Source organism: Streptomyces sp. LARHCF249, assembly GCF_052871255.1.
In genome coordinates this window covers 466,587-485,537 of record NZ_JBIXJQ010000005.1, presented here as the reverse complement: position 1 = coordinate 485,537, position 18,951 = coordinate 466,587, and the positions used below count along the sequence as shown (strand labels likewise).

Genomic DNA, 18,951 nt, shown 5'->3' with positions numbered 1-18,951 from the left:
GGAGCTCGCCTGCGTCCGCTCCCATGCCGTGGCCGACCGGAACGGCGTTGGCGGCGGCGTGGGCGGACGCGGGACGGCCGAGGCAGGATCACCCTACGGACCGCCCTACACATGAGCCACTTCAAGCAGCAGAACTGCCCTTCGCGATCCCCGGCCGCTGACACCGCAAGAACGATCAAGGGGCCGCTCCAGATTGCTCTGAAACGGCCCCTGACCTGCGACTCTTTCGAGTCGGGACGACAGGATTTGAACCTGCGACCCCTTGACCCCCAGTCAAGTGCGCTACCAAGCTGCGCCACGTCCCGATGCGCGCTGACCTGGGGTTTCCCCTGGTTGAACGCGCAGGAGAACAATACCGCACTTCGCGGGGTGGCCGCGCGCGCCTTTCCGGTCACCGATCCGGGCCGGGATCTTCTTGACCTCGAGCGTGCTTGAGGTTGCACGATCGATGCATGACGCAGGCAACCGCGGACGCTGAGTTCCGCTACGAAGACCTGGGCCGGCTGATCGGCCTCATGACCGGGGCCGAGAAGCACGGGCCCGCCGCCACCTCCACGCTCGACGTGCTGTGGGTGCTCTACGACCGGGTGCTGCGGGTGGCGCCCGGAACCGCCGGGGATGCCGGGCGGGACCGGTTCCTGCTGTCCAAGGGGCACGGGCTGATGGCGTACTACGCCGTGCTCGCCGCGAAGGGGTTCTTCCCCGTCGAGTGGCTGCCCGGCTTCGGGTCGTACGCGTCGCCGCTCGGGCACCACCCGGACCGCACCCTGATACCCGGCGTGGAGATCGGCAGCGGGTCGCTCGGGCACGGGCTGCCGCTCGCCGTGGGCAGTGCGCTCGGGCTGCGCGCCCAGGGGCTGGCCGAGCCGGCGGTGTGGGTGCTGATCGGGGATGCCGAGCTGGACGAGGGCAGCAACCACGAGGCGCTCGCGTACGCGGGCTCCGCGGGGCTGGAGGGGCTGCACACCGTGGTGATCGACAACGATTCCGCGACGCACGGCTGGCCCGGCGGGATCGCGGCCCGCTTCGAGGCCGCCGGATGGTCCACGGCCACCGTGGACGGGCGGGACCACGCCGCGCTCCACGCCGCCTTCACCGCGCCGCACCCCGGCCGGCCGCACGTCGTGGTCGCCCGTGTCGAGAAGAAGCAGTAGCAGAGGGAACAGGGGAGCCGAGATCTACATGGACACCATGCGGGAACGATTCATCTCCGTCACGTCACGCCTGCTCGACGAGGACCCCCGGCTGGCCCTCGTGCTCGCCGAGATCAGCATGGACGGGTTCCTCCCCGCCCAGCGGCGCCACCCGGACCGGGTGATCAACGTCGGGATCCGGGAACAGCTGCTCGTCGGCGTCGGCGGCGGCCTCGCGCTCACCGGCATGCGGCCGGTCGTGCACACCTTCGCCAGCTTCCTCGTGGAGCGGCCGTTCGAGCAGGTCAAGCTGGATTTCGGGCACCAGGGCACGGGCGGCGTGCTGGTGAGCGCGAGCGCCAGTTACGACTGGCCGTCCGGCGGGTTCACGCACATGGCGCCGGGCGACGTGGCGCTGCTGGACACCCTCGACGGCTGGACCGTCCACGTCCCCGGCCACCCCGACGAGGCGGAGGCGCTGCTGCGGCAGGCCTACGCCGCCGGGGACGACAGGGTCTACGTCCGGCTCTCCCAGCAGTCGAACGCGGCGCCGCGCCCGGTGGAGGGCCTGCGGTTCCAGACCGTACGGGAGGGGCGCGCGGGCGTGGTCCTCGCCGTCGGGCCGCTGCTCGACAACGTCCTGGCGGCGGCCGAGGGCCTGGACCTGACCGTGCTGTACGCCCCGACCGTGCGCCCCTTCGACGACGCGAGCCTGCGCGAGGCCGTCCGGAGCGCTTCCACGGCCGGCATCGCCCTCGTCGAGCCCTACCTCGCCGGCACCTCCACGACCGCCGCGAACGACGCCCTGGCCGATACGCCCCACCGGGTGCTGGGCCTGGGCGTGGGCCGCGCGGAGCTGCGCCGCTACGGCACGATCGACGAGCACACCGCGGCCCACGGCCTGGATCCGCGCTCCCTGCGCGAGCGCATCACCGGCTTCCTGCAGCCGGCGGTGCGATAACCGGTGGAACACGGGCCGCCCCGATGGCAGGCTCGCCCGCATGCCGCACGCCCAAGACCCCCCGGTCGAACAGCTCCTGCGGGAGCTGCACGCCTCGCTCGGCCGACGCAAGCGTCCCGAGGACATCGCGCACCTTGTCCAGGATCTGTTCGCCGCCCAGGGCACCGACCTGGACACCGCCACGCGTACGGCACTCGCGAAGGCGACCGCGGTCTCCCTGCGCAGCCTGTGGCACGGATACACGTCGATGCGGGAGGAGTTCGCTGCGCCCTGCGGGGCCCAGCGCCAACTGGCGCGCGCCGCCGCACTCTTCCCTGCGGTACCCGCGCTGCCGGACGAGGCGGGGGACGATCCGGGCCGGATCGAGGCCGTGATCCGGCTGGCCGGTGAGGAGATCCAACGCGCCTACGGGCAGAACGACTTCGGCACGGACCGGCTGGACCGGGCCGAGCGGGCCGAGGCGGGACTGGGCGGGGTCTCCAAGCGCCTGTACAACAAGCGGTTCCGGCTGCTCGTGCGGATGGAGGCCAAGCTGGCCCGGCTGATGGCGGAACAGCGCCGGCGCGAGGTCGTGCTCACCGGCAAGGGCGCGCTGGCCCATCGGATGCCGTACGAGGTCTTCGCCGCGGACCCGGGCACGGCCGCCTTCGTCGCCTACATGACCGCCCGGGCAAGGATGCGCAGCAGGTTCACCTTCGACGTGCAGCCCAGGCCGTACGACGAAGTGGCCGCGGCCCTGTTCGAGCGGTTGCGCGCGGCCCCCGAGTCCACCGCCTGGTACGCGATCGCCCATGTCCATCCGGTCGCGGAGGTGCTCGGCCACCTCGACGACCGGAGCCTCGGCCGGCTGCTGGTCCACTGGAACGGGGTGCTGCGCGAGGTGGCGGCCGTGCTGGAAGAGGCCTGGAACCGCTCTCCGCTGGAGCGCGGCACGATGATCGTGCGGCGCGGGAACGACTCCTCCACCTGGAACCAGGCCGCGCAGGCCTGGACCACGGCCCGCAACCACTGGTTCGCCCTGCTCACCGAGCTGGGCGAGGACGGCATCCTCGACCGGTACTGCCCCGGGAAGGTGCCCCGGCTGATGGCGGCGGACGTCGCCTACGGGCACCTCAGGCGGGGCCGCGGGCTGCACCCGGACACCTTCGTGTGGTCCGAGCTGCCGCTGCCCTGGGAGGTGCTCCGGGGCGAGGCCGAGTGCCCGCGGGCCCTGGTGGAGGCCGCGTGCGCGCGGCACCGGGTGGATCCGGTGGCCACCGGCTGGACGGCGGCCCGCCCGGCGGCTCAGGCCGTCGCCTTCCGTGCCACGCCGGAGCTGGTGCACGGGGTGGCCGTGCGCGACCCGCTGATGGCGAGCGCCCTGCGGTCGGCCGGGGTGTTCTCGGGCCGCGGCAAGCGGGCCGCCGCCGAAGAATGGAGTTGACCGCCCGGACCGGCTCCCGCGAGGATCGGACCCGGCGAGGAAGCTCTGCGGAGGAGCGCCCGGCTCGATTCTCCGGGTGGACGCAGGTTCGAATCCTGTCCTCGCCATCGCGGCGGCGGCACGGTCTCCGTGCCGCCGCGCCGCGCTCAGCCCCCGCCGCCCGCGCCGCCGTCGCCGAGTTCCGGATGGGCTGCCGCCAGCCGCTTCGGGGCCGCCTGGAGCCAGGAGTCGATCAGGATCGAGCGCAGTTCCGCCCGGTCCTCCACCGCCCCCAGCCGGACCCGCAGCCAGGCGTAGTTGTCGTCGTGGCCCTCGCGTACGAAGAACTTCTCCGGCTCCGCCGCGATCAGCTCGGCCCGCTCCTCCTTGGGGCACTTGATCCCGATCGAGGTGTCGTCATCGGCCAGTGCGGCGAAGATCTTTCCGCCCACCCGGAAGGTCGGCATGCCCCAGGCCGGTTTCTCGCTGCTGTCCGGGAGCGAGAGCGCGATCGTACGGACGTCCTGCGCGGTGGTACCCATGCCACGACCGTAGACCCCGCCACTGACATCCGCCGCGCCCCGCGCCCCGCGCCCGCCGAGCCGGGCTCCGGGCTCCGCTGGGGGAAGAGCCGTGCTACGCCGTCCGCCGCCGGTCCTCCCGGGCGTGGAGCAGTTCCACCAGCTCCGCCGCCAGCGACTTCACCGTGGCGAGGCCCTCCGTGCCCCACCGGCGCGGCACCACGTCCACCGCGCACACGGTGCCCAGGACGGTCCCGTGCCGGTCCGTCAGCGGCGCGCCCACGTACGAGCGCACCCCGCTCTCGTCCACCACCGCGTTGCCCGCGAAGCGCGCGAAGTCCCGTACGTCCTCCAGCACCAGCGCCCGGCGCCGCACCACCACGTGCGGGCAGTAGCCGTGGTCGCGGGCCAGCACCCGCGCCGGGTAGTCGCTCGCCGGCGCCTCGGCGGCGTGGTGCAGCCCGGCGAAGAACTGCCGTTCCTCGCCGATGAAGTTGACCCCCGCGTACGGCGCGGCCAGCACATCCGCGACCCGCCGGGCGAAGGCGTCCAGCGCGGGGTCCGCCCGCTCGCCCAGGCCCAGCTCCCGCAGCCGGACGACGCGCGCGGGCGCCTCCCGGTCCACGGGCGTGAGCAGCAGGTGTCCGGTCGATTCGTAGTACGTCATGACGGTTCCCCCGACTCCGAAGACGAAGATCTGACGGTGGCCCCTGTGGCCGTGCACAGGAGATGGCGGACGAGGGCGGCCAGCGTCCCCGTCCCGGAGCTGGTCAGGCGCGCGTCGCACCGTACGACGGGCACCTCGGGCCCCAGCCCGACCGCTTCGCGGACCTCGTCGGGCCCGTAGCGGTGACCGCCGTCGAACTCGTTGACGGCGACGATGAAGCCGATCCCGCGCCGCTCGAAGAAGTCCACGGCGGGGAAGCAGTCGGCGAGGCGGCGGGTGTCGGCGAGCACCACCGCCCCGAGCGCGCCGGCGCACAACTCCTCCCACAGGAACCAGAAGCGGTGCTGCCCGGGCGTCCCGAAGAGGTAGAGCACGTGCCGCTGGTCGAGCGTGATGCGGCCGAAGTCCAGCGCGACGGTCGTCGTGCTCTTCGCCTCGACGCCGTCCAGCGGGTCCGCGGTCTCGCTGAGGTCGCTCAGCAGCTCCTCCGTGCTCAGCGGTTCGATCTCGCTCACCGCGCTCACGAAGGTGGTCTTGCCCGCCCCGAAACCGCCCGCGACGAGGATCTTCAGCGTCGCGGGCGCGAACCCCGGGGCGGGCGCGTCACAAGCGTTTGTGGAGGCCATCGAGCACCGCCCGGAGCAGGGACTGGTCATCGGCGGCGAAGGACCTGCCGCCCGGGAACCGCGGGGCCTGCGCCATGACGGCCCCGTATTCCATCAGATCGGACAGGAGCACCTTCACCACCACAGCGGGCAGCCGCAGTTGGCCGGCGACCTCGGCGACCGTGACCGCCGCGGCGCCCGCGCACAGCCGGAGGGCGAGCGTGTGCTCCGCCCCCAGCGGTACGCGCGGCCGCACGCCGGTCGCGGTCATCAGCGAGAGCAGGTCGAGTGCGACACCGGGCCGGGTCCGCCCGCCGCTGGCGGTGTACGGGCGCATCACCCGGCCCGCCGAGTCGTCGAGCCAGGGGGTGTCCCGCCCCGTGGCGTACGCCCCCTTCGCGGACGCCCCCGTCGCGCGGGTCCTCATCGCTCCGGGTCGGCGACGGGCCGCCGCGGCGGGGCCGCCAGGTACGGTCGTACGCTCTTGACCAGCATCGCCATCTCGTAGCCGAGCACGCCGGCGTCGGCCTCGCGGTCGGCGAGGACGGCCAGGCAGGTACCGGAGCCGGCGGCCGACACGAAGACGAGTGCGGTGTCGAGCTCGACGACGACCTGGCGGACCTCGGCGCCGTCCCCGAAGCGCGCGCCGGCGCTGCGGCCCAGCGAGTACAGCCCGGACGCCAGCGCCGCCATGTGGTCGGCGCTGTCCGCGTCCAGGCCGTGCACGCAGGTCACGAGGCCGTCGGCGGTGAGCAGGACGGCGCTGCGGGTGTACGGCACGCGTTGCACCAGGCCGCTGAGCAGCCAGTCGAGGTCCGAGAGCCGGCTGCCGGTCTTCGTTGCCACTTCGCCGCCCATGGGGGTGCGCTCCTTGCTGAGGTGAGGGGTCGGGGTCATACCTGGTTCTCCGACTGGGCGAGGCCGAAGCCCCGTTGGAAGGCGGCCATCAGGCCGGGGTCGTGTACGGGCTGCTCGGGATCCGCGGCCCGTCGCGGAGCGGGCGCCTCGCGCAGCTGGGGCGCAAGGTGCTGCTGGGCCCGCCGCCGCGGCAACGGCGGCCGCGCTTCCGCTGCCGCGGGCCCCTCCGGCACAGGCTGTGCTGCGGGGACGGCCCGGCTGCCGCTCCCGGCCGGCGCTGCCGTTGCGGGCGCCCGCCCGGGCTCGGCCCACGACCAGGGCTGGACTTCGGCCCGGGCCGGCGTGCCGGTCCCGGCTGCGGGCACGGGCCACGGCTCGGGCGCGGACGGCCGCTGCGCTTCTGCCCCGGGCCACGTGCCGCTCCCGACCGGGGTTGGTGCCGGTGCCTCGGCCGGGGCGGGGGCCACGGTGACGGCCGCGGGCGCGGGCCCGGGCCCGGCATCGGGCCGCGGCACGGGCTGGGCTTCGGCCGCGGGCCGAGTGCGGGTCCCGGCTGGGGCCGCGCCAACGGCTGCGGATGCGGACGCGGCGGCCCACGGCTGCGGCACGGCCTGCCCTAGCTGCGCTTCACCCCCGGCCGGTGCCGGGGCTGCGGATACGGGCGCGGACCCCCACTCGGGCCACGACTCGGTCTCGTCTCCGGATCGGGGCCCGGGCACGTGCACGGCCGCGCTCGCCGGCCGCTGTCCGGGCCCGGCAACGGCTTCGGCCCCCGGCCCGTCCCCGAACCCATGACCCGGCGCCGGCCGGTGTCCCGGCCCGGGCACAGACGCGTGTTCGGACACGAACTCGAGACCCGACGCTGGCCCGTCCAGGGCTGCCGACCCGTCCCCCGCAACGGCCCCCGGTCCGGGCGCGGACACCTGCCCGGGCGCAGACTCCTGCCCTAACGCGGCCCCCGGCCCGAACGCAGACGCCTGCCCGGGCAGGGACGCCTGCCCGGGCTCGAGGCCATGTCCCGTCCCGGGCGCAGGCCCGTTCCCGGAGTCAAGCCCGAGACCCGGCGCCGGTCCGGCCGGGGCTGCCGGCCCGTCCCACGCAACGGCCCCCGGCCCGGGCTCAGATGCCTGTCCGGTCGCCGGCCCACGACCGGACCCCGCCGGGGCTGCCGCACCGGCGCCACCGGCGCCCTGAACGGGTGCAGGCCCGTGCGCGGGGCCCGCCGGGGCCGTCGGAGCGGCCCCCGGCCACGGCTCCCGCTCGCGCTCGCGCTCCGGCAGCGGGTCGCGCGGTTGCGGGCGCGGCGGGGTTGCGCGCACGGGCTCCAGGGGCGGCGGCATCGGAGCCGCGCGCCCGGTGCCCCAGGAGGTGGCCCGGGAGCCACCCGCCGCATCGGCGGCGCTCGGCGCCTCCGCGCCCAGCAGCTCCTGCGGTAGGACCAGTACGGCGAGCACTCCGCCGTAGATGTTGGACTTGAGCTCGACGGCGATCCCGTGCCGCCGCGCCAGCGCCGACACGACGAACAGCCCGATCCGCCCGTCCGCGAGCAGGTTCCGGACGCTGATCTGGTCGGGGTCGCCCAGCAGGGCGTTCATCCGGTGCTGTTCCTCCGCCGGCATGCCCAGCCCGCGGTCCTCCACCTCGACCGCGATCCCGGCGGTGACCCGTTCGGCGCGCAGCACCACATCCGTGTCGGGGGCGGAGAACACCGTGGCGTTCTCGACCAGTTCGGCCAGCAGGTGCACCACATCGGCGACGGCATGGCCGCGCACGCTGCCGCCCGCCGGCGGCACGACCTTGACCCGCGTGTACTGCTCGACCTCCGCGACCGAGGAGCGGAGCACCTCGCTCAGGTCGATCGGCCGCGTCCACTGGCGCCGCGAGGCCGCGCCGCCGAGCACGGCGAGGTTCTCCGCGTGGCGGCGGATACGGGTCGCGAGGTGGTCGACGTGGAAGAGCTCCTTGAGCAGGTCCGGGTCCTCGACCGTGTCCTCCAGCTCGTCCAGCAGCGAGATCTCGCGGTGGACGAGGGACTGCAGACGGCGCGCGAGGTTGACGAAGACCTCGACCTTCCGCTCGCTGTCGGACGGAGCGGCCGGTCCCGCAAGCCGTACGAGCGTCGCGTGGGCCTGTTCACGGGCCCCGCGCAGCTCTTGCGACAGCAGCCAGAACTCGTCCACCACCGCCGGGTCGACGCCGGCCGGCGGCCCGGTCGGGCCGCCCCGCACCGGACGGGGCGGAGCCTCGCCGCGCTCCAGCCGGTCGGCGACGCCGCGCAGCTCCTGGCGGCCGCGCACGCTGGAGCGGCGCAGCGCCTCGCACCGGTCCCGTACGGCCTTGGCGGCGCGCTGCGCGCCGAGCAGCGCCGCGGCGAGGGCCCCGAGGACGAGCAGGGCGCAGCCGGTGAGCACCGGCCAGAGCCGGGCGTCCCGGTCCCCGGCTCCTCCGCCGAGCTGGAGGGTGAAGATGACCGCGGCGGCGCCGCTGAGCCCGGCGGCGAGCGTGGGCAGGACGGCGGCGCGGACCAGCTGGGGGCGTATCTGCCGACCCGGCCCGGTGACGGCGTGTCTCGACGGGGCGTGGCGGGCGGCGCGGAGTCCGGACATCGGCGTCCTCGGTACGTGGGGCCCGGCCCCCAGCGATCCCGGGGCCCGGTGTTGATCACCGGATACCCACGCTAGACCGCACCGTCCCGCCCCGGACGCCCAGTTGGCGAAGTTCCCGGGGGTGCTTCCCGCTCCCGGTGGAGCGCTCGTACAGCCGCCCGAATCTCCCGGGTCGCCTTCCGGCGAATGCCCCGCCGACCGCGCGCCCCCGAGAGCCGGGGCGCCGCCCCCTGCCCCGGACCCGCCGCGGCCGCCCGGCCCCCGGGCTGCGGGCCCGCCCGGCGGCAGGCGGCCGTCCGTCCGGCCGACCGGCCGTCAGGAGCCGACGGCCTCCGGCTCCTCGCGGATCACGCCCGCCGCCCGGCCGGCGGTCACCGCCGCGACGGACACTTCGGCCGCGGCGTGGCCGCCCACCACGAACGGCCGCCACCACGGCTGGTCCGGAAGGCCGGCGGCGCCCGGCTCGAAGGGCTGGCCCGGGATCGGCAGGGCGATCGCGGCTCCGGCGCCCGCCGCAGCGGTGAGGGTTCCCTCGCCCGGCTCGTCCCACGGGTGGGGGGCCAGGTTGAAGGTGCCCCAGTGGATCGGCAGCATCGTGCCGTGCGGCGTGCCGCCCTGGAGGTCGAGGTGGGCGCGCATGCCCTCTTCGGGCGTCATGTGGATGTCGGGCCAGTACTCCGAGTACGCGCCGATCTGGATCATCGTGGCGTCGAAGGGCCCGTGCTCGGCGCCGATCTCCTTGAATCCGGGGAAGTAGCCGGTGTCCCCGCTGTGGTAGATGCGGTGCTCGTCCCCGGCGACCACCCAGGAGGCCCACAGGGTGTGCTGCTGGTTGCGCAGCCCGCGGCCGCAGAAGTGCCGGGCGGGCGTCGCGGTGAGCGAGAGCCCGGCGATCTTGGTGCTCTCGTTCCAGTCCAGCTCGCGCAGCCGGTCGGCCGGCACGCCCCAGCGCTCCAGGTGCGCACCGACGCCCAGCGGGACGGCGAACACCGTGTCCGTACCGGCCAGCTGCTTGATCGTCGGCAGGTCGAGGTGGTCGTAGTGGTCGTGCGAGATCACCACGACGTCGACCGGGCCCAGCGAGGCCAGCGGCACGGGTACGGGGTGCAGCCGCTTGGGCCCGGCGAACGGGAAGGGCGAGCACCGCTCGCCCCACACCGGATCGAACAGCACGCGTCGCCCGTCGATCTCCGCCAGCACGCTGGAGTGCCCCATCCAGGTGATCCGCAGTCCGCTCGCGGGCGGCTTGGCCAGCTCCGCGAGGGTCGTCGGGTACACGGGGATCGGCGCGCCGGGGGTGCGCCGCACCCGCTGCTCCCGGTGGAAGTAGATCTTGGCGAACTCCGCCATCGACCCCGAGGGCCTGGTCCGGGCCCCGAGCGGGTTCTGGAAGACGCCGTCGGCGAAGTTCGGCGAGCGGTGGATCCGCTCCAGCCGCTTGCCGGACGGGTCCGCGCCGAAGGCTTCGGGCCGCAGGGCACGCAGCCGCGGACGCAGGGGACGCGGGGGACGGGAGCCGGTCAAGGCGCCTCCTGGGAGGATGGGGTCGGGACGGTCGTCGGTCTACGACCTTCCCAACGCGCACATGCCCCCAAGGATTCCGCTTGCGGCCCTCGTCCCCCCTCTGCGGCGCCCGTTACAGCGGCAGCAGGTCCGGCCGCTTCGCCTCGACGTGGTCGCCGGAGGACTCTCCGCGCAGCCGCCGCCCGATCCAGGGCACCAGGTGCTCGCGGGCCCACTGGATGTTGTCCCGGGTCACGTCCACCGAGCCGCGCGGCCGCTGCGGGGGCCACGGCTGGTCGGGGTCGGCGGGCACCTCCAGTCCGAGCACCTGCGCCGCGCGCAGCGCCACCCGCGTGTGCCCCTCGGGCGACAGGTGCAGCCGGTCGGCGTCCCAGGCCCGCCGGTCCTGTACGGACTTCAGCGACCAGAGGTCGAGCACCGGGCAGTCGTAGCGGTCGGCGATGGCGCGCACGTGCGCGCTGTACGTCGCCACCTTGCCGCGGAGGTGCTTGAGGACGGGCACGCCCCGGGTGTCGAAGCCGGTGGTGATCATGACCAGGCCGACGGCCCCGGTGAGGTCGGCGACGGCGGCCTCGAACCGCTCCGCCACGTCGTCGGGGTCGGTGCCGGGCCGGATGATGTCGTTGCCCCCCGCGCAGAAGGTCACGAGGTCCGGGGCGAGCTCCTTGGCCCGCGGGACCTGCTCGGCCACGATCTGGTCGAGGAGCCGGCCGCGCACGGCCAGGTTCGCGTACCGGAAGTCGTGTTCGTCACGCTGGTCGGCCAGGAGCACGGCGAGCCGGTCCGCCCAGCCGAGATAAGAATCCCCGGGTCCCGGGTCCCCCACGCCCTCGGTGAAGCTGTCCCCGATCGCCGCGTACGAGCCGATGGTCTTGAGTGTCGTCGTCGTCGCTGCCACAAAGCGACATCCTTCACCCGCGCACACGACCTACGCCAACGTAAGCAGGGGTTGACGGACCGTGATCTATACCACGCGAGGGATAAGGAATAAGTACACGCCAGGCCGGGACCCCCCTCGGGCCCCGGCCTGACGTGTGTTCGCGCTCCGACGGCGGCTGCCGTCAGATGGTGACGCCCTTCGAGCGGAGGTAGTTCACCGGGCTGATGTCCGAGCCGTAGGACTGGGTCGTGCGGATCTCGAAGTGGAGGTGCGGGCCGGTGGAGTTGCCGGTGGAGCCGGAGAGGCCGAGGCGCTGGCCGGCGGTGACGCTCTGGCCCACCGAGACCGACAGCGAGGAGAGGTGGGCGTACTGCGAGTAGTTGCCGTCCGCGTGCCTGACGATGACCTCGTTGCCGTACGCGCCGGCCCAGCCGGCCGAGACCACGGTGCCCGCGCCGACGGCCTTGACCGTGGTGCCGGAGCTGGCGATGAAGTCGACGCCGGTGTGGTAACCCGAGGACCACATGGCGCCCGCGACCTTGTACTGGGTGGAGATCCCACCGCTGACCGGGGCCACGAATCCGGCGCCGCTGGGAGCCTTCGCCTCGGTGGAGGAGCCGCTGCTCTGCGGCTTCTGCTTCGGCTGCGGGGCGGGGGCCGGGGCGTCCTGTTCGCCGGAGGAGCCCTCGCCGGCGGAGGGAGAACCGGTCGAGGACCGCTCGGCCGGAGCCGGAGCCGGGGCGGGGGCCGGGGCCGCCTTGGCCTTCGCGCCGAGGGTCAGCTTCAGGCCCGGGTGGATCAGGGAGGGGTTGGTGCCGACGGCCTCGCGGTTGTCGGCGTACAGCCGCTCCCAGCCGCCGTCGAGGTGGCGCTCCGCGGCGATCTTGGAGAGGTAGTCGCCGGGCACGACCGTGTACACGGTCGGCGCGGCCTCCACGGCGGCGGGAGCGGCCTGGAGCGAGAGCGGGAGCTGCGGGGCCACGGCGGGGGCCGTGGCCGGAGCGGCGGCCGGAGCGGTGGCCGCGCCGGCGCCGGCGGCACCCATCAGGGGCAGCGCGAGAGCCGCACCACCGGTGCCGGCGACGGCGAGACCACGGGAAAGCGAACGGGACTTGGGACGGCGGTGCTTACCCTTTGCAGGCATGGCGAATTCCTCTCCGTCGCCTGCGAGGTGAGCTGTCGGGTTCGGACTGGAGATGTCCGGCCGTACATGAACGGAACATATACGACTTCACCCCTAGCCGTTCCGGAGGAAAGATCCGGAACAGCGGCTTACCTGGTTCCCCCGCTCCTGCCGCGCGCGTGAATAGTCGGGTGCGGTTTCCGGGAGGCGGCAGGATTAGGCGGTCCACCCGGATCGATCGCGAAGGTAATCGAGTCAGGCCGTAGGGAACAAGCCATGAATTCCCCAAAGGAATCACCGGGATGAGGGTCCGACGGAATTCCGGTCACCCTCTGTCCATTCCACGCCGTCAACAACCGCCCCGGCCGGGCCATTCGGCTTTCGCGATCAGGCACTCACGGTCACCGTATGATCTGGCTCACGGGGCCGCGTCCGATCTCGCCGCCGGATATGGCAAGTTGGAGCCAACCAGCTCAATTCGGACAGATGTCCCACCACGAACCGGAGGAGTTCCTTTGACCCAGCGGATACAGGAGCCGGAACTGTCCGGAGTGCGCAATTTCCGCGATGTGGGCGGATTGCCGACTTCTGACGGACGACAGGTCAGGCCGGGACGACTGTTCCGAAGCGGACATCTGGCACATGCCACCGAAACCGATGCAGAGTTCCTCGCATCACTCGGGCTCCACACCGTCTTCGACTTCCGCAACGGCGCCGACCACGCCCTGGAGGGGCCGGACGTCGAACTGCCCGGCGTGCGGAACGTCAACATCCCGCTCTCGGACCCGGCCGACGGCCGGGAGTTCTGGAAGTTGGTCCGCGACGGCGGCCTCGACCAGCTCCGCTCGATCCTGGGCGACGGCAAGGCCGCGGCCCGGATGTCGCAGTCGTACCGCACGATCATCCGGCACCGCACCGCCGAGCACAGCCGGCTGGTGCACGCCCTCGCCGAGGACAGCGTCCCCGCCCTGCTGCACTGCGCGGCCGGCAAGGACCGGGCGGGCCTGTCGATCGCCGTCGTCCTGCTGGCGCTGGGCGTCGAGCGCGAGGCGATCGTGGTGGACTACCTGGAGTCGAACGCCCCGCACCGCCGCTACCGGGTGCGCCGCAGCAGCCAGGCGCAGGAGGCCCGCTCCCCCGAGGTGATGGAGCTCCTCGCCCCGCTCTTCGACGCCCGCGCCGAGTACCTGACCGCGGCCTTCGACACCATCGACGAGGCCTGGGGCGGAGTGGACCGCTACCTGGCGCAGGGCCTCGGGCTCACCCCCCAGGCCCTCGACCGCCTGCGCGGGCAGCTGCTCGACTGAGGCCGAGCGGTCCCCGGGAAGCGGGGCACGTCTCCGCGCCCGCTTCCCAGAGACCGCTTGGTGCCGCAGTGACCCGGCAGGCCGTCACCGGTTGCCGACGGCCTGCTTCACCAGGGTCCTGCCGAACTCCCACATCAGCCCCGAGCCGCCGTGCGCCTCGTCCATGACCTCGCGGAAGGCGCCGACGAACCGGTCGACGTCCCGCTCGTCCACGATCAGCGGCGGGATGAGCTTGATCACTTCCAGGTGGTCTCCGGACACCTGGGTGAGGATCCGGTGCTTCTGCAGCAGCGGCACCACGACCATCTGCGCGAAGAGCCCCTTGCGGGCCGCCTGGAGCACGGCCCACCGGCTGCGCAGCCCCAGCGAGGACGGCCGGCCGAACTCGATGCCGATCATCAGCCCGCGCCCGCGCACCTCGTGCAGCAGCTCGTACTCGTCCACCAGGGCCGCGAGCCGCCCGCGCAGCAGATCGCCCGTGGCCCGGGCATTGGCGACGACCTCCTCGTCCTCCATGACCGACAGCACGGCCAGCCCGGCCGCCATCGCCTGGGCGTTGGAGCCGAAGCTCGCGGAGTGCACGAGGACCCGGTCCATGGACGAGTAGACCCGTCTGAAGATCCAGTCCTTGCCCAGGGTCGCGCCGACCGGCACGTAGCCGCCCGAGAGCGCCTTGGCCACGCACACCAGGTCCGGCTCCACGCCCGGCTCATGCTGGTACGCGTAGAAGTCCCCGGTCCGTCCCAGGCCGGTCTGCACCTCGTCCGCGATCAGCAGCGCCTTGTGGCGGCGCAGCAGTTCCTGCGCGGCGGGCAGGAACCCGGGCGGGGCGGCGAGCACCCCCTTGCCCTGGATCGGCTCGACGACGAAGGCCGCCACGTCCCCCTTGCGGAGTTCCCGCTCCAGGGCGCCCAGATCCCCGAGGGGGATCTTCGTGTCGGGCAGCAGCGGTGCGAAGCCGTCCCGGAAGCCGTCCTCCCCGTTCACCGAGAGCGAGCCGGCCGTGAGCCCGTGGAAGGCGTGGTCGCAGTAGAGGATCCTGGGCCGTCCGGTGGCGTACCGGGCGAACTTCAGGGCCGTCTCCACCGCCTCGGTGCCGCTGTTGCCGAAGAAGACGCGGTCCAGGTGCGGGCTGTACGAGAGCAGCTTCTCGGCCAGCAGCCCGGGCAGCGGCTGGCAGTCGAAGCGGGTGAGGTCGGCGAGCTGGGCGTCCAGGACGTCGTGCAGGGCGCGGCGGACCACCGGGTGGTGCCGGCCCAGGCCCATGACGCCGAACCCGGCCAGCATGTCGAGGTAGTCGTTGCCCTCGGCGTCCCAGAAATGGGCTCCCTCGGCCCGCTCGTAGACCTTGTCGAAGCCGATGGTGTGCAGCATCCGCGGCAGTTGGTGGTTGAGGTGCCTGGCGTGCAGCTCGTACCGCTCCCCGCCGCGCTCGGCCAGCAGGGCGCCGAGGTCGAAGCCCTTGCCCCGGCCGCCCCCGTCCCGTGGCTGCGCTGTCACGCCGGTCCTCGCGAGGACTCCCGGTTCCCGCCGATCGTCTCCCGGGCCGCCCGCAGGGACTCCTTGAGGGAGCCCATGGTGGCGAGGACGGCGGTGGGCTCGTAACCGCAGTGCGCCATGCAGTTCGCGCAGCGCGGGTCCTTGCCGCGGCCGTACTTGCTCCAGTCGGTGTCGTTGATCAGTTCCCGGTACGTCGGCACGTAGCCGTCGCTCATCAGGTAGCAGGGGCGCTGCCAGCCGAAGAGGGAGTAATTCGGAATGGCCCAGGCCGTGCAGGGGAAATCGGCCTTTCCTTCCAGGAAGTCCAGGAAGAGCGGCGAGTGGTTGAGCCGCCAGCGCCTGCGGTTGCCGCCCGCGAAGGCCTTCCTGAAGAGTTCCCGGGTCTGTTCGACGCCCAGGAAATGCTCCTGGTCAGGGGCCTTTTCGTAGGCGTAGGCGGGCGAGATCATCATCTCGTCCACCTGGAGGTCGTCATTGAGGTAGTTGAGCACCTCGATGATCGTCTGCGGGGTGTCGGTGTTGAAGAAGGTGGAGTTGGTGGTCACCCGGAACCCGCGCCTCTTCGCCTCCTTGATGGCCGCGACGGCCTCGTCGAAGACGCCTTCCTTGGCCACCGACTCGTCGTGCCGTTCGCGCAGTCCGTCGATGTGCACGGCGAAGGCGAAATACGGGGACGGGGTGAACTTCTCGATCTTCTTGCGCAGCAGCATCGCGTTGGTGCAGAGGAATACATACTTCCGCTTCGCTACCAACTGGCGCACGATCTCGTCGATCTGCGGGTGCATCAAGGGCTCACCGCCCGCGATGGACACCATGGGCGCGCCCGACTCCAGCACGGCGCCGACCGCCTGGGCGACGGGCATGCGCTGCTTGAGCACCCCGGCCGGATGCTGGATCTTTCCGCACCCCTCACAGGCCAGGTTGCAGGCGTAAAGCGGTTCCAGCTCGACGATCAGCGGGAACTTCTCACGCTTGCGGAGCTTCTGTTCGAGCAAATACGTCCCGACCCTGATGGTCTGGCGCAGCGGCATGGCCATCTGGCTCACCTCCTGGGGAGCAGCAAAGAACGGTGCCAGTCATAAAACGCGGGCAGTACGGCACGCAGTACGCGGAAGGCCGATATTCCACCGCGGACCGTGCCGATACGGACGAGCTCATGCTCCGGAGCGTCCACGATCACCCGGACGGCCGCAACCGGGCGTCCGTCCTGCGAGGAGCGGCCCTCGCCGCGGGTGGCGGCCCACAGGGTGGCCGCGGACTCCATGTCGACCGCGACGGCGCCGGTGGCGCGCAGCTGCGCACGCTCCTGGCCGCGGACGACGTGGTCGGATCCGGTCAGTACGCCGGTGTGTACGGTCCGGCCGGGGGCGGCCCGGGCCAGTGCCTCGGCGAGCAGGAGGGTCCCGGTACAGACGACCACCCCGTGCGGGTCCCGGGTCTCCTCGGCGACCACCAGGTCGCCCGGGTGCATGCCGGGAACCAGCCCCGCGCAGAATCCGGTCGCGAGGACGGCCGCCCGCTCCATGCCCGGCCGCTCCAGCGCCCGGCCGACGGACCGCTCGGCGGCGCGCGGGCCCATGCCGGTCCGGAGCAGGGCGTGGTCCCCGCGACCCGCGCTGCGCAGCGCGGTCTGCTCGATGCGCAGTGCGCAGGCCACCAGCAGCGGGACGGGGTGCGCCGCTCTGTCCCCCCGGGCGGCGGACATCAGGATGCCCCGGCGGGCGCGAACGGTTCCCCGTGCAGGTAGCGGCCGAGTGCGGTGAGCGGGAACACCTGCCGGTACAGGTGGTAGTTGATGGAGAAGTCCCAGGGGAAGCCGGTACCCGTGAAGTAGGGCTCGTCCCAGGAGCCGTCCGCCTCCTGGGTCCGCACCAGATAGGCGATGCCCCGCTCGACGGCCTTGCCGTCCCGCTCGCCCGCCGACAGCAGGGCCATCAGCGCCCACGCCGTCTGCGAGGCGGTGGAGGCGCCCCTTCCGGCCCATGACCGGTCCTTGTAGGAGCGCTGGTCCTCGCCCCAGCCGCCGTCCTCGTTCTGTACGGATTCCAGCCAGCGCACGGCCCGCCGGATCGCGGGATGCGCCGGAGCGATGCCGGCGGCGGTGAGGGCCGGAACCACCGACCCGGTGCCGTAGACGTAGTTGGTGCCCCAGCGGCCGAACCAGGCTCCGTCGGGCTCCTGTTCCGCGAGCAGCCAGGCGATGCCGCGCCGGGTCCGCGCATCACCCGCCTTGCCCTCGAAGGCGAGCATCTCCACCACGTGGGCGGTGACGTCGGCCGAGGGCGGGTCGATGACCTCGCCGAAGTCGCAGAAGGGCAGCCGGTTCGGAAAGGGGCTGGTGTTGTCGGCGTCGAAGGCGCCCCACGCGCCGTTCTTCGACTGCATGCCCAGGTTCCAGGACACCCCGCGGGCGATGGCCGCCTCGACCCGGGCCGGGTCGGGGTGCCTGATGCGGCGCAGCGCGAGGACGACCTCGGCGGTGTCGTCGATGTCGGGGTAGGTGTCGTTGTGGAACTCGAACGCCCAGCCGCCGGGGGCGAGTCCGGGCCGCCGTACCGCCCAGTCCCCGGAGCGTGCGATCTCCTCGCCGAGCATCCAGTCGGCCGCCTTGACCAGCGCCGGGTGATCGGGGCGCAGGCCCGCGTCGGCCAGGGCGATCGCGGCGAGGCAGGTGTCCCAGACCGGGGACTGGCAGGCCTCGATCATCCGGGCGCCGTCCTCGCGCCACACCGCGAACCGGTCGAGGGATTCCAGTCCGGCGCGCATCACCGGGTGCCCGAGGTCGTAGCCGAGCAGGTGCAGGGCGATGACCGAGTACACGGCGGGCGGCTGGATGCCGCCCCAGCAGCCGTCGTTCTCCTGGCGTTCGACGATCCAGCGGGATGCGGCGGCCATGGCGGCCTTGCGCAGCCGGCGCGGGGCGAACCGCCGGTAGACGTGCAGGGCCTTGTCCATCCGCTGGAAGGCGCCGTCCCAACTGACGAGCGGGGCGGGCCGCTTGGCGGGGTTGGGCACCCGGGCGTCGGTGTGCAGCTCGTCGAGGGCGAAGGGGGCCGGGCGGACCGGGCGCAGCGCGGAGACGATCGTGAGGGGGACGATGGTCTGGCGGGCCCAGCAGCCGAAGTCGTAGATGTTCAGCGGCACCCAGGGGGGCAGGAACACCAGCTCGGGCGGGAGTTCGGGCAGGTGGTCCCACTTCCACCAGCCGAAGAGGGCCAGCCAGATGCGGGTGAAGACCCGGGCGGCGGCGATCCCGCCGTGGGCCCGGATCCAGGCCGACGCGCGGGCCATGTGCGGGGCGTCCGGCGCGTCACCGGCCAGGCGCAGGGCCACGTACGCCTCGATGGTGGCGGAGAGTTCGGGCGGTCCGCCGTGGAAGGTGGCCCAGGTGCCGTCGTCCCGCTGTTCGCCGCGGATGAAGAGGGCGGCGGCGCGGGTGGTGGCCTCGTCCCGGATCCCGAGGAACTGCCGCAGCAGCAAGTCCTCGGCGTCCATGGTGACGTTGGTCTCCAGGTCGCCCTTCCACCACCCCTCGGCGTCCTGCCGCGCCAGCAGGTTGCGGGTCGCCCGCGCGGCGGCCTCGTGCACCTCCCGCAACCGGTTGCCGTCCGGCGTTTCGGGCGGGTCCGCGGTGGCGGCACGGACCCCGCCGCGGCCGATGTCCGGCTCGGCCCTCGGGCGGGCCGGCCGGGCGCCGCCGACCCCCGCTGTCCCGCCCATCGGGCCGTACTGGGCCACCGGGCGGGTCCGTTCGGGCCCGGACGGGCCCGGGCCCGGACCGCCCGGGGTGGTTTCGCTGCCAGCGCCAGCGCTCTCCGCGCTGCCGTCGGTCGTCGCTGTCATGGCTTCCCCTTCGTGCAGTCT

General features: G+C 73.3%; 17 protein-coding genes, 2 tRNA genes and 1 riboswitch. Of the genes, 5 read left to right on the top strand and 14 right to left on the bottom strand.

What is annotated here, in order from left to right:
- Nucleotides 1-231: 231 nt before the first annotated feature.
- A tRNA-Pro gene (locus ACIPUC_RS17110) sits at nt 232-305 on the bottom strand.
- Nucleotides 306-452: 147 nt separating this feature from the next.
- Between ACIPUC_RS17110 and ACIPUC_RS17105 the strand changes: the two genes are divergently transcribed.
- The 4 genes from ACIPUC_RS17105 to ACIPUC_RS17090 all read left to right on the top strand — a co-directional run bounded on the left by ACIPUC_RS17105 (nt 453) and on the right by ACIPUC_RS17090 (nt 3,624).
- Nucleotides 453-1,154 carry a transketolase gene (locus tag ACIPUC_RS17105; RefSeq protein ID WP_446590213.1) on the top strand — a complete coding sequence of 234 codons (702 nt, stop codon included), beginning with the start codon at nt 453-455 and terminating at the stop codon, nt 1,152-1,154.
- A 28-nt stretch (nt 1,155-1,182) separates the two neighbouring features.
- Nucleotides 1,183-2,094 carry a transketolase family protein gene (locus ACIPUC_RS17100; RefSeq protein ID WP_446590211.1) on the top strand — a complete coding sequence of 304 codons (912 nt, stop codon included), beginning with the start codon at nt 1,183-1,185 and terminating at the stop codon, nt 2,092-2,094.
- A 40-nt stretch (nt 2,095-2,134) separates the two neighbouring features.
- Nucleotides 2,135-3,517 (top strand): hypothetical protein, encoded by a 1,383-nt coding sequence (locus ACIPUC_RS17095; RefSeq protein ID WP_446590209.1) that lies wholly within the window; start codon nt 2,135-2,137, stop codon nt 3,515-3,517.
- Nucleotides 3,518-3,550: 33 nt separating this feature from the next.
- A tRNA-OTHER gene (locus ACIPUC_RS17090) sits at nt 3,551-3,624 on the top strand.
- A 39-nt stretch (nt 3,625-3,663) separates the two neighbouring features.
- Here the strand turns inward: ACIPUC_RS17090 and ACIPUC_RS17085 are convergent.
- The 9 genes from ACIPUC_RS17085 to ACIPUC_RS17045 form a co-directional block, all read right to left on the bottom strand.
- Nucleotides 3,664-4,038 carry an MmcQ/YjbR family DNA-binding protein gene (locus ACIPUC_RS17085; protein ID WP_446590208.1) on the bottom strand — a complete coding sequence of 125 codons (375 nt, stop codon included), beginning with the start codon at nt 4,036-4,038 and terminating at the stop codon, nt 3,664-3,666.
- Nucleotides 4,039-4,132: 94 nt separating this feature from the next.
- Entirely contained in the window at nt 4,133-4,684 is a 552-nt protein-coding gene (locus ACIPUC_RS17080) for a GAF domain-containing protein (protein WP_446590206.1), read from the bottom strand.
- Entirely contained in the window at nt 4,681-5,310 is a 630-nt protein-coding gene (locus tag ACIPUC_RS17075) for a GTP-binding protein (protein WP_446590205.1), read from the bottom strand. Before ACIPUC_RS17075 ends, ACIPUC_RS17080 begins: the two co-directional genes overlap by 4 nt.
- On the bottom strand, nt 5,288-5,716 hold the full coding sequence (locus tag ACIPUC_RS17070; RefSeq protein WP_446590203.1) for a DUF742 domain-containing protein: 429 nt from the start codon (nt 5,714-5,716) through the stop codon (nt 5,288-5,290). The genes ACIPUC_RS17075 and ACIPUC_RS17070 overlap by 23 nt, the downstream gene beginning before the upstream one ends.
- Entirely contained in the window at nt 5,713-6,147 is a 435-nt protein-coding gene (locus ACIPUC_RS17065) for a roadblock/LC7 domain-containing protein (protein ID WP_446590454.1), read from the bottom strand. The genes ACIPUC_RS17070 and ACIPUC_RS17065 overlap by 4 nt, the downstream gene beginning before the upstream one ends.
- Nucleotides 6,148-6,182: 35 nt before the next feature.
- The gene (locus ACIPUC_RS17060; RefSeq protein WP_446590201.1) at nt 6,183-8,753 is read right to left on the bottom strand and encodes an ATP-binding protein; all 2,571 of its coding nucleotides are present in this window, start codon (nt 8,751-8,753) and stop codon (nt 6,183-6,185) included.
- Between the two features lie 315 nt (nt 8,754-9,068).
- Nucleotides 9,069-10,277: an MBL fold metallo-hydrolase gene (locus ACIPUC_RS17055; RefSeq protein WP_446590199.1), complete on the bottom strand. Its 1,209-nt coding sequence runs from the start codon at nt 10,275-10,277 to the stop codon at nt 9,069-9,071.
- 112 nt (nt 10,278-10,389) lie between these two features.
- The gene (locus ACIPUC_RS17050) at nt 10,390-11,175 is read right to left on the bottom strand and encodes an SGNH/GDSL hydrolase family protein (protein ID WP_446590198.1); all 786 of its coding nucleotides are present in this window, start codon (nt 11,173-11,175) and stop codon (nt 10,390-10,392) included.
- 163 nt (nt 11,176-11,338) lie between these two features.
- Nucleotides 11,339-12,301 carry a M23 family metallopeptidase gene (locus tag ACIPUC_RS17045; protein ID WP_446590197.1) on the bottom strand — a complete coding sequence of 321 codons (963 nt, stop codon included), beginning with the start codon at nt 12,299-12,301 and terminating at the stop codon, nt 11,339-11,341.
- A gap of 2 nt (nt 12,302-12,303) precedes the next feature.
- Nucleotides 12,304-12,480, bottom strand: a riboswitch (cyclic di-AMP (ydaO/yuaA leader).
- Between the two features lie 315 nt (nt 12,481-12,795).
- On the opposite strand from ACIPUC_RS17045, the gene ACIPUC_RS17040 reads away from it, so the two are divergent.
- Nucleotides 12,796-13,587 (top strand): tyrosine-protein phosphatase, encoded by a 792-nt coding sequence (locus ACIPUC_RS17040; RefSeq protein WP_446590196.1) that lies wholly within the window; start codon nt 12,796-12,798, stop codon nt 13,585-13,587.
- A gap of 84 nt (nt 13,588-13,671) precedes the next feature.
- Here ACIPUC_RS17040 and ACIPUC_RS17035 read toward each other — a convergent pair whose 3' ends face one another.
- The 4 genes from ACIPUC_RS17035 to shc are packed head-to-tail and all read right to left on the bottom strand — an operon-like array spanning nt 13,672 to nt 18,930.
- Nucleotides 13,672-15,087, bottom strand: coding sequence for an aspartate aminotransferase family protein (locus tag ACIPUC_RS17035; protein WP_446590195.1), 1,416 nt, complete (start codon nt 15,085-15,087; stop codon nt 13,672-13,674).
- Nucleotides 15,084-16,124: an adenosyl-hopene transferase HpnH gene (gene hpnH, locus ACIPUC_RS17030; protein WP_446590193.1), complete on the bottom strand. Its 1,041-nt coding sequence runs from the start codon at nt 16,122-16,124 to the stop codon at nt 15,084-15,086. The genes ACIPUC_RS17035 and hpnH overlap by 4 nt, the downstream gene beginning before the upstream one ends.
- Before the next feature lie 5 nt (nt 16,125-16,129).
- Nucleotides 16,130-16,792: a phosphorylase family protein gene (locus ACIPUC_RS17025; protein WP_446590191.1), complete on the bottom strand. Its 663-nt coding sequence runs from the start codon at nt 16,790-16,792 to the stop codon at nt 16,130-16,132.
- A complete protein-coding gene (shc, locus tag ACIPUC_RS17020; protein ID WP_446590189.1) occupies nt 16,792-18,930 on the bottom strand; it encodes a squalene--hopene cyclase in 2,139 nt (712 codons plus the stop codon). The genes ACIPUC_RS17025 and shc overlap by 1 nt, the downstream gene beginning before the upstream one ends.
- Nucleotides 18,931-18,951: the final 21 nt, after the last annotated feature.

Bases quoted from the DNA above. Each gene is read 5' to 3' on its own strand.
- ACIPUC_RS17105 (WP_446590213.1), top strand. From the start codon at position 453: ATGACGCAGGCAACCGCGGACGCTGAGTTCCGCTACGAAGACCTGGGC.
- ACIPUC_RS17100 (WP_446590211.1), top strand. From the start codon at position 1,183: ATGGACACCATGCGGGAACGATTCATCTCCGTCACGTCACGCCTGCTC.
- ACIPUC_RS17095 (WP_446590209.1), top strand. From the start codon at position 2,135: ATGCCGCACGCCCAAGACCCCCCGGTCGAACAGCTCCTGCGGGAGCTG.
- ACIPUC_RS17085 (WP_446590208.1), bottom strand. From the start codon at position 4,038: ATGGGTACCACCGCGCAGGACGTCCGTACGATCGCGCTCTCGCTCCCG.
- ACIPUC_RS17080 (WP_446590206.1), bottom strand. From the start codon at position 4,684: ATGACGTACTACGAATCGACCGGACACCTGCTGCTCACGCCCGTGGAC.
- ACIPUC_RS17075 (WP_446590205.1), bottom strand. From the start codon at position 5,310: ATGGCCTCCACAAACGCTTGTGACGCGCCCGCCCCGGGGTTCGCGCCC.
- ACIPUC_RS17070 (WP_446590203.1), bottom strand. From the start codon at position 5,716: ATGAGGACCCGCGCGACGGGGGCGTCCGCGAAGGGGGCGTACGCCACG.
- ACIPUC_RS17065 (WP_446590454.1), bottom strand. From the start codon at position 6,147: ATGGGCGGCGAAGTGGCAACGAAGACCGGCAGCCGGCTCTCGGACCTC.
- ACIPUC_RS17060 (WP_446590201.1), bottom strand. From the start codon at position 8,753: ATGTCCGGACTCCGCGCCGCCCGCCACGCCCCGTCGAGACACGCCGTC.
- ACIPUC_RS17045 (WP_446590197.1), bottom strand. From the start codon at position 12,301: ATGCCTGCAAAGGGTAAGCACCGCCGTCCCAAGTCCCGTTCGCTTTCC.
- hpnH (WP_446590193.1), bottom strand. From the start codon at position 16,124: ATGGCCATGCCGCTGCGCCAGACCATCAGGGTCGGGACGTATTTGCTC.
- ACIPUC_RS17025 (WP_446590191.1), bottom strand. From the start codon at position 16,792: ATGTCCGCCGCCCGGGGGGACAGAGCGGCGCACCCCGTCCCGCTGCTG.
- shc (WP_446590189.1), bottom strand. From the start codon at position 18,930: ATGACAGCGACGACCGACGGCAGCGCGGAGAGCGCTGGCGCTGGCAGC.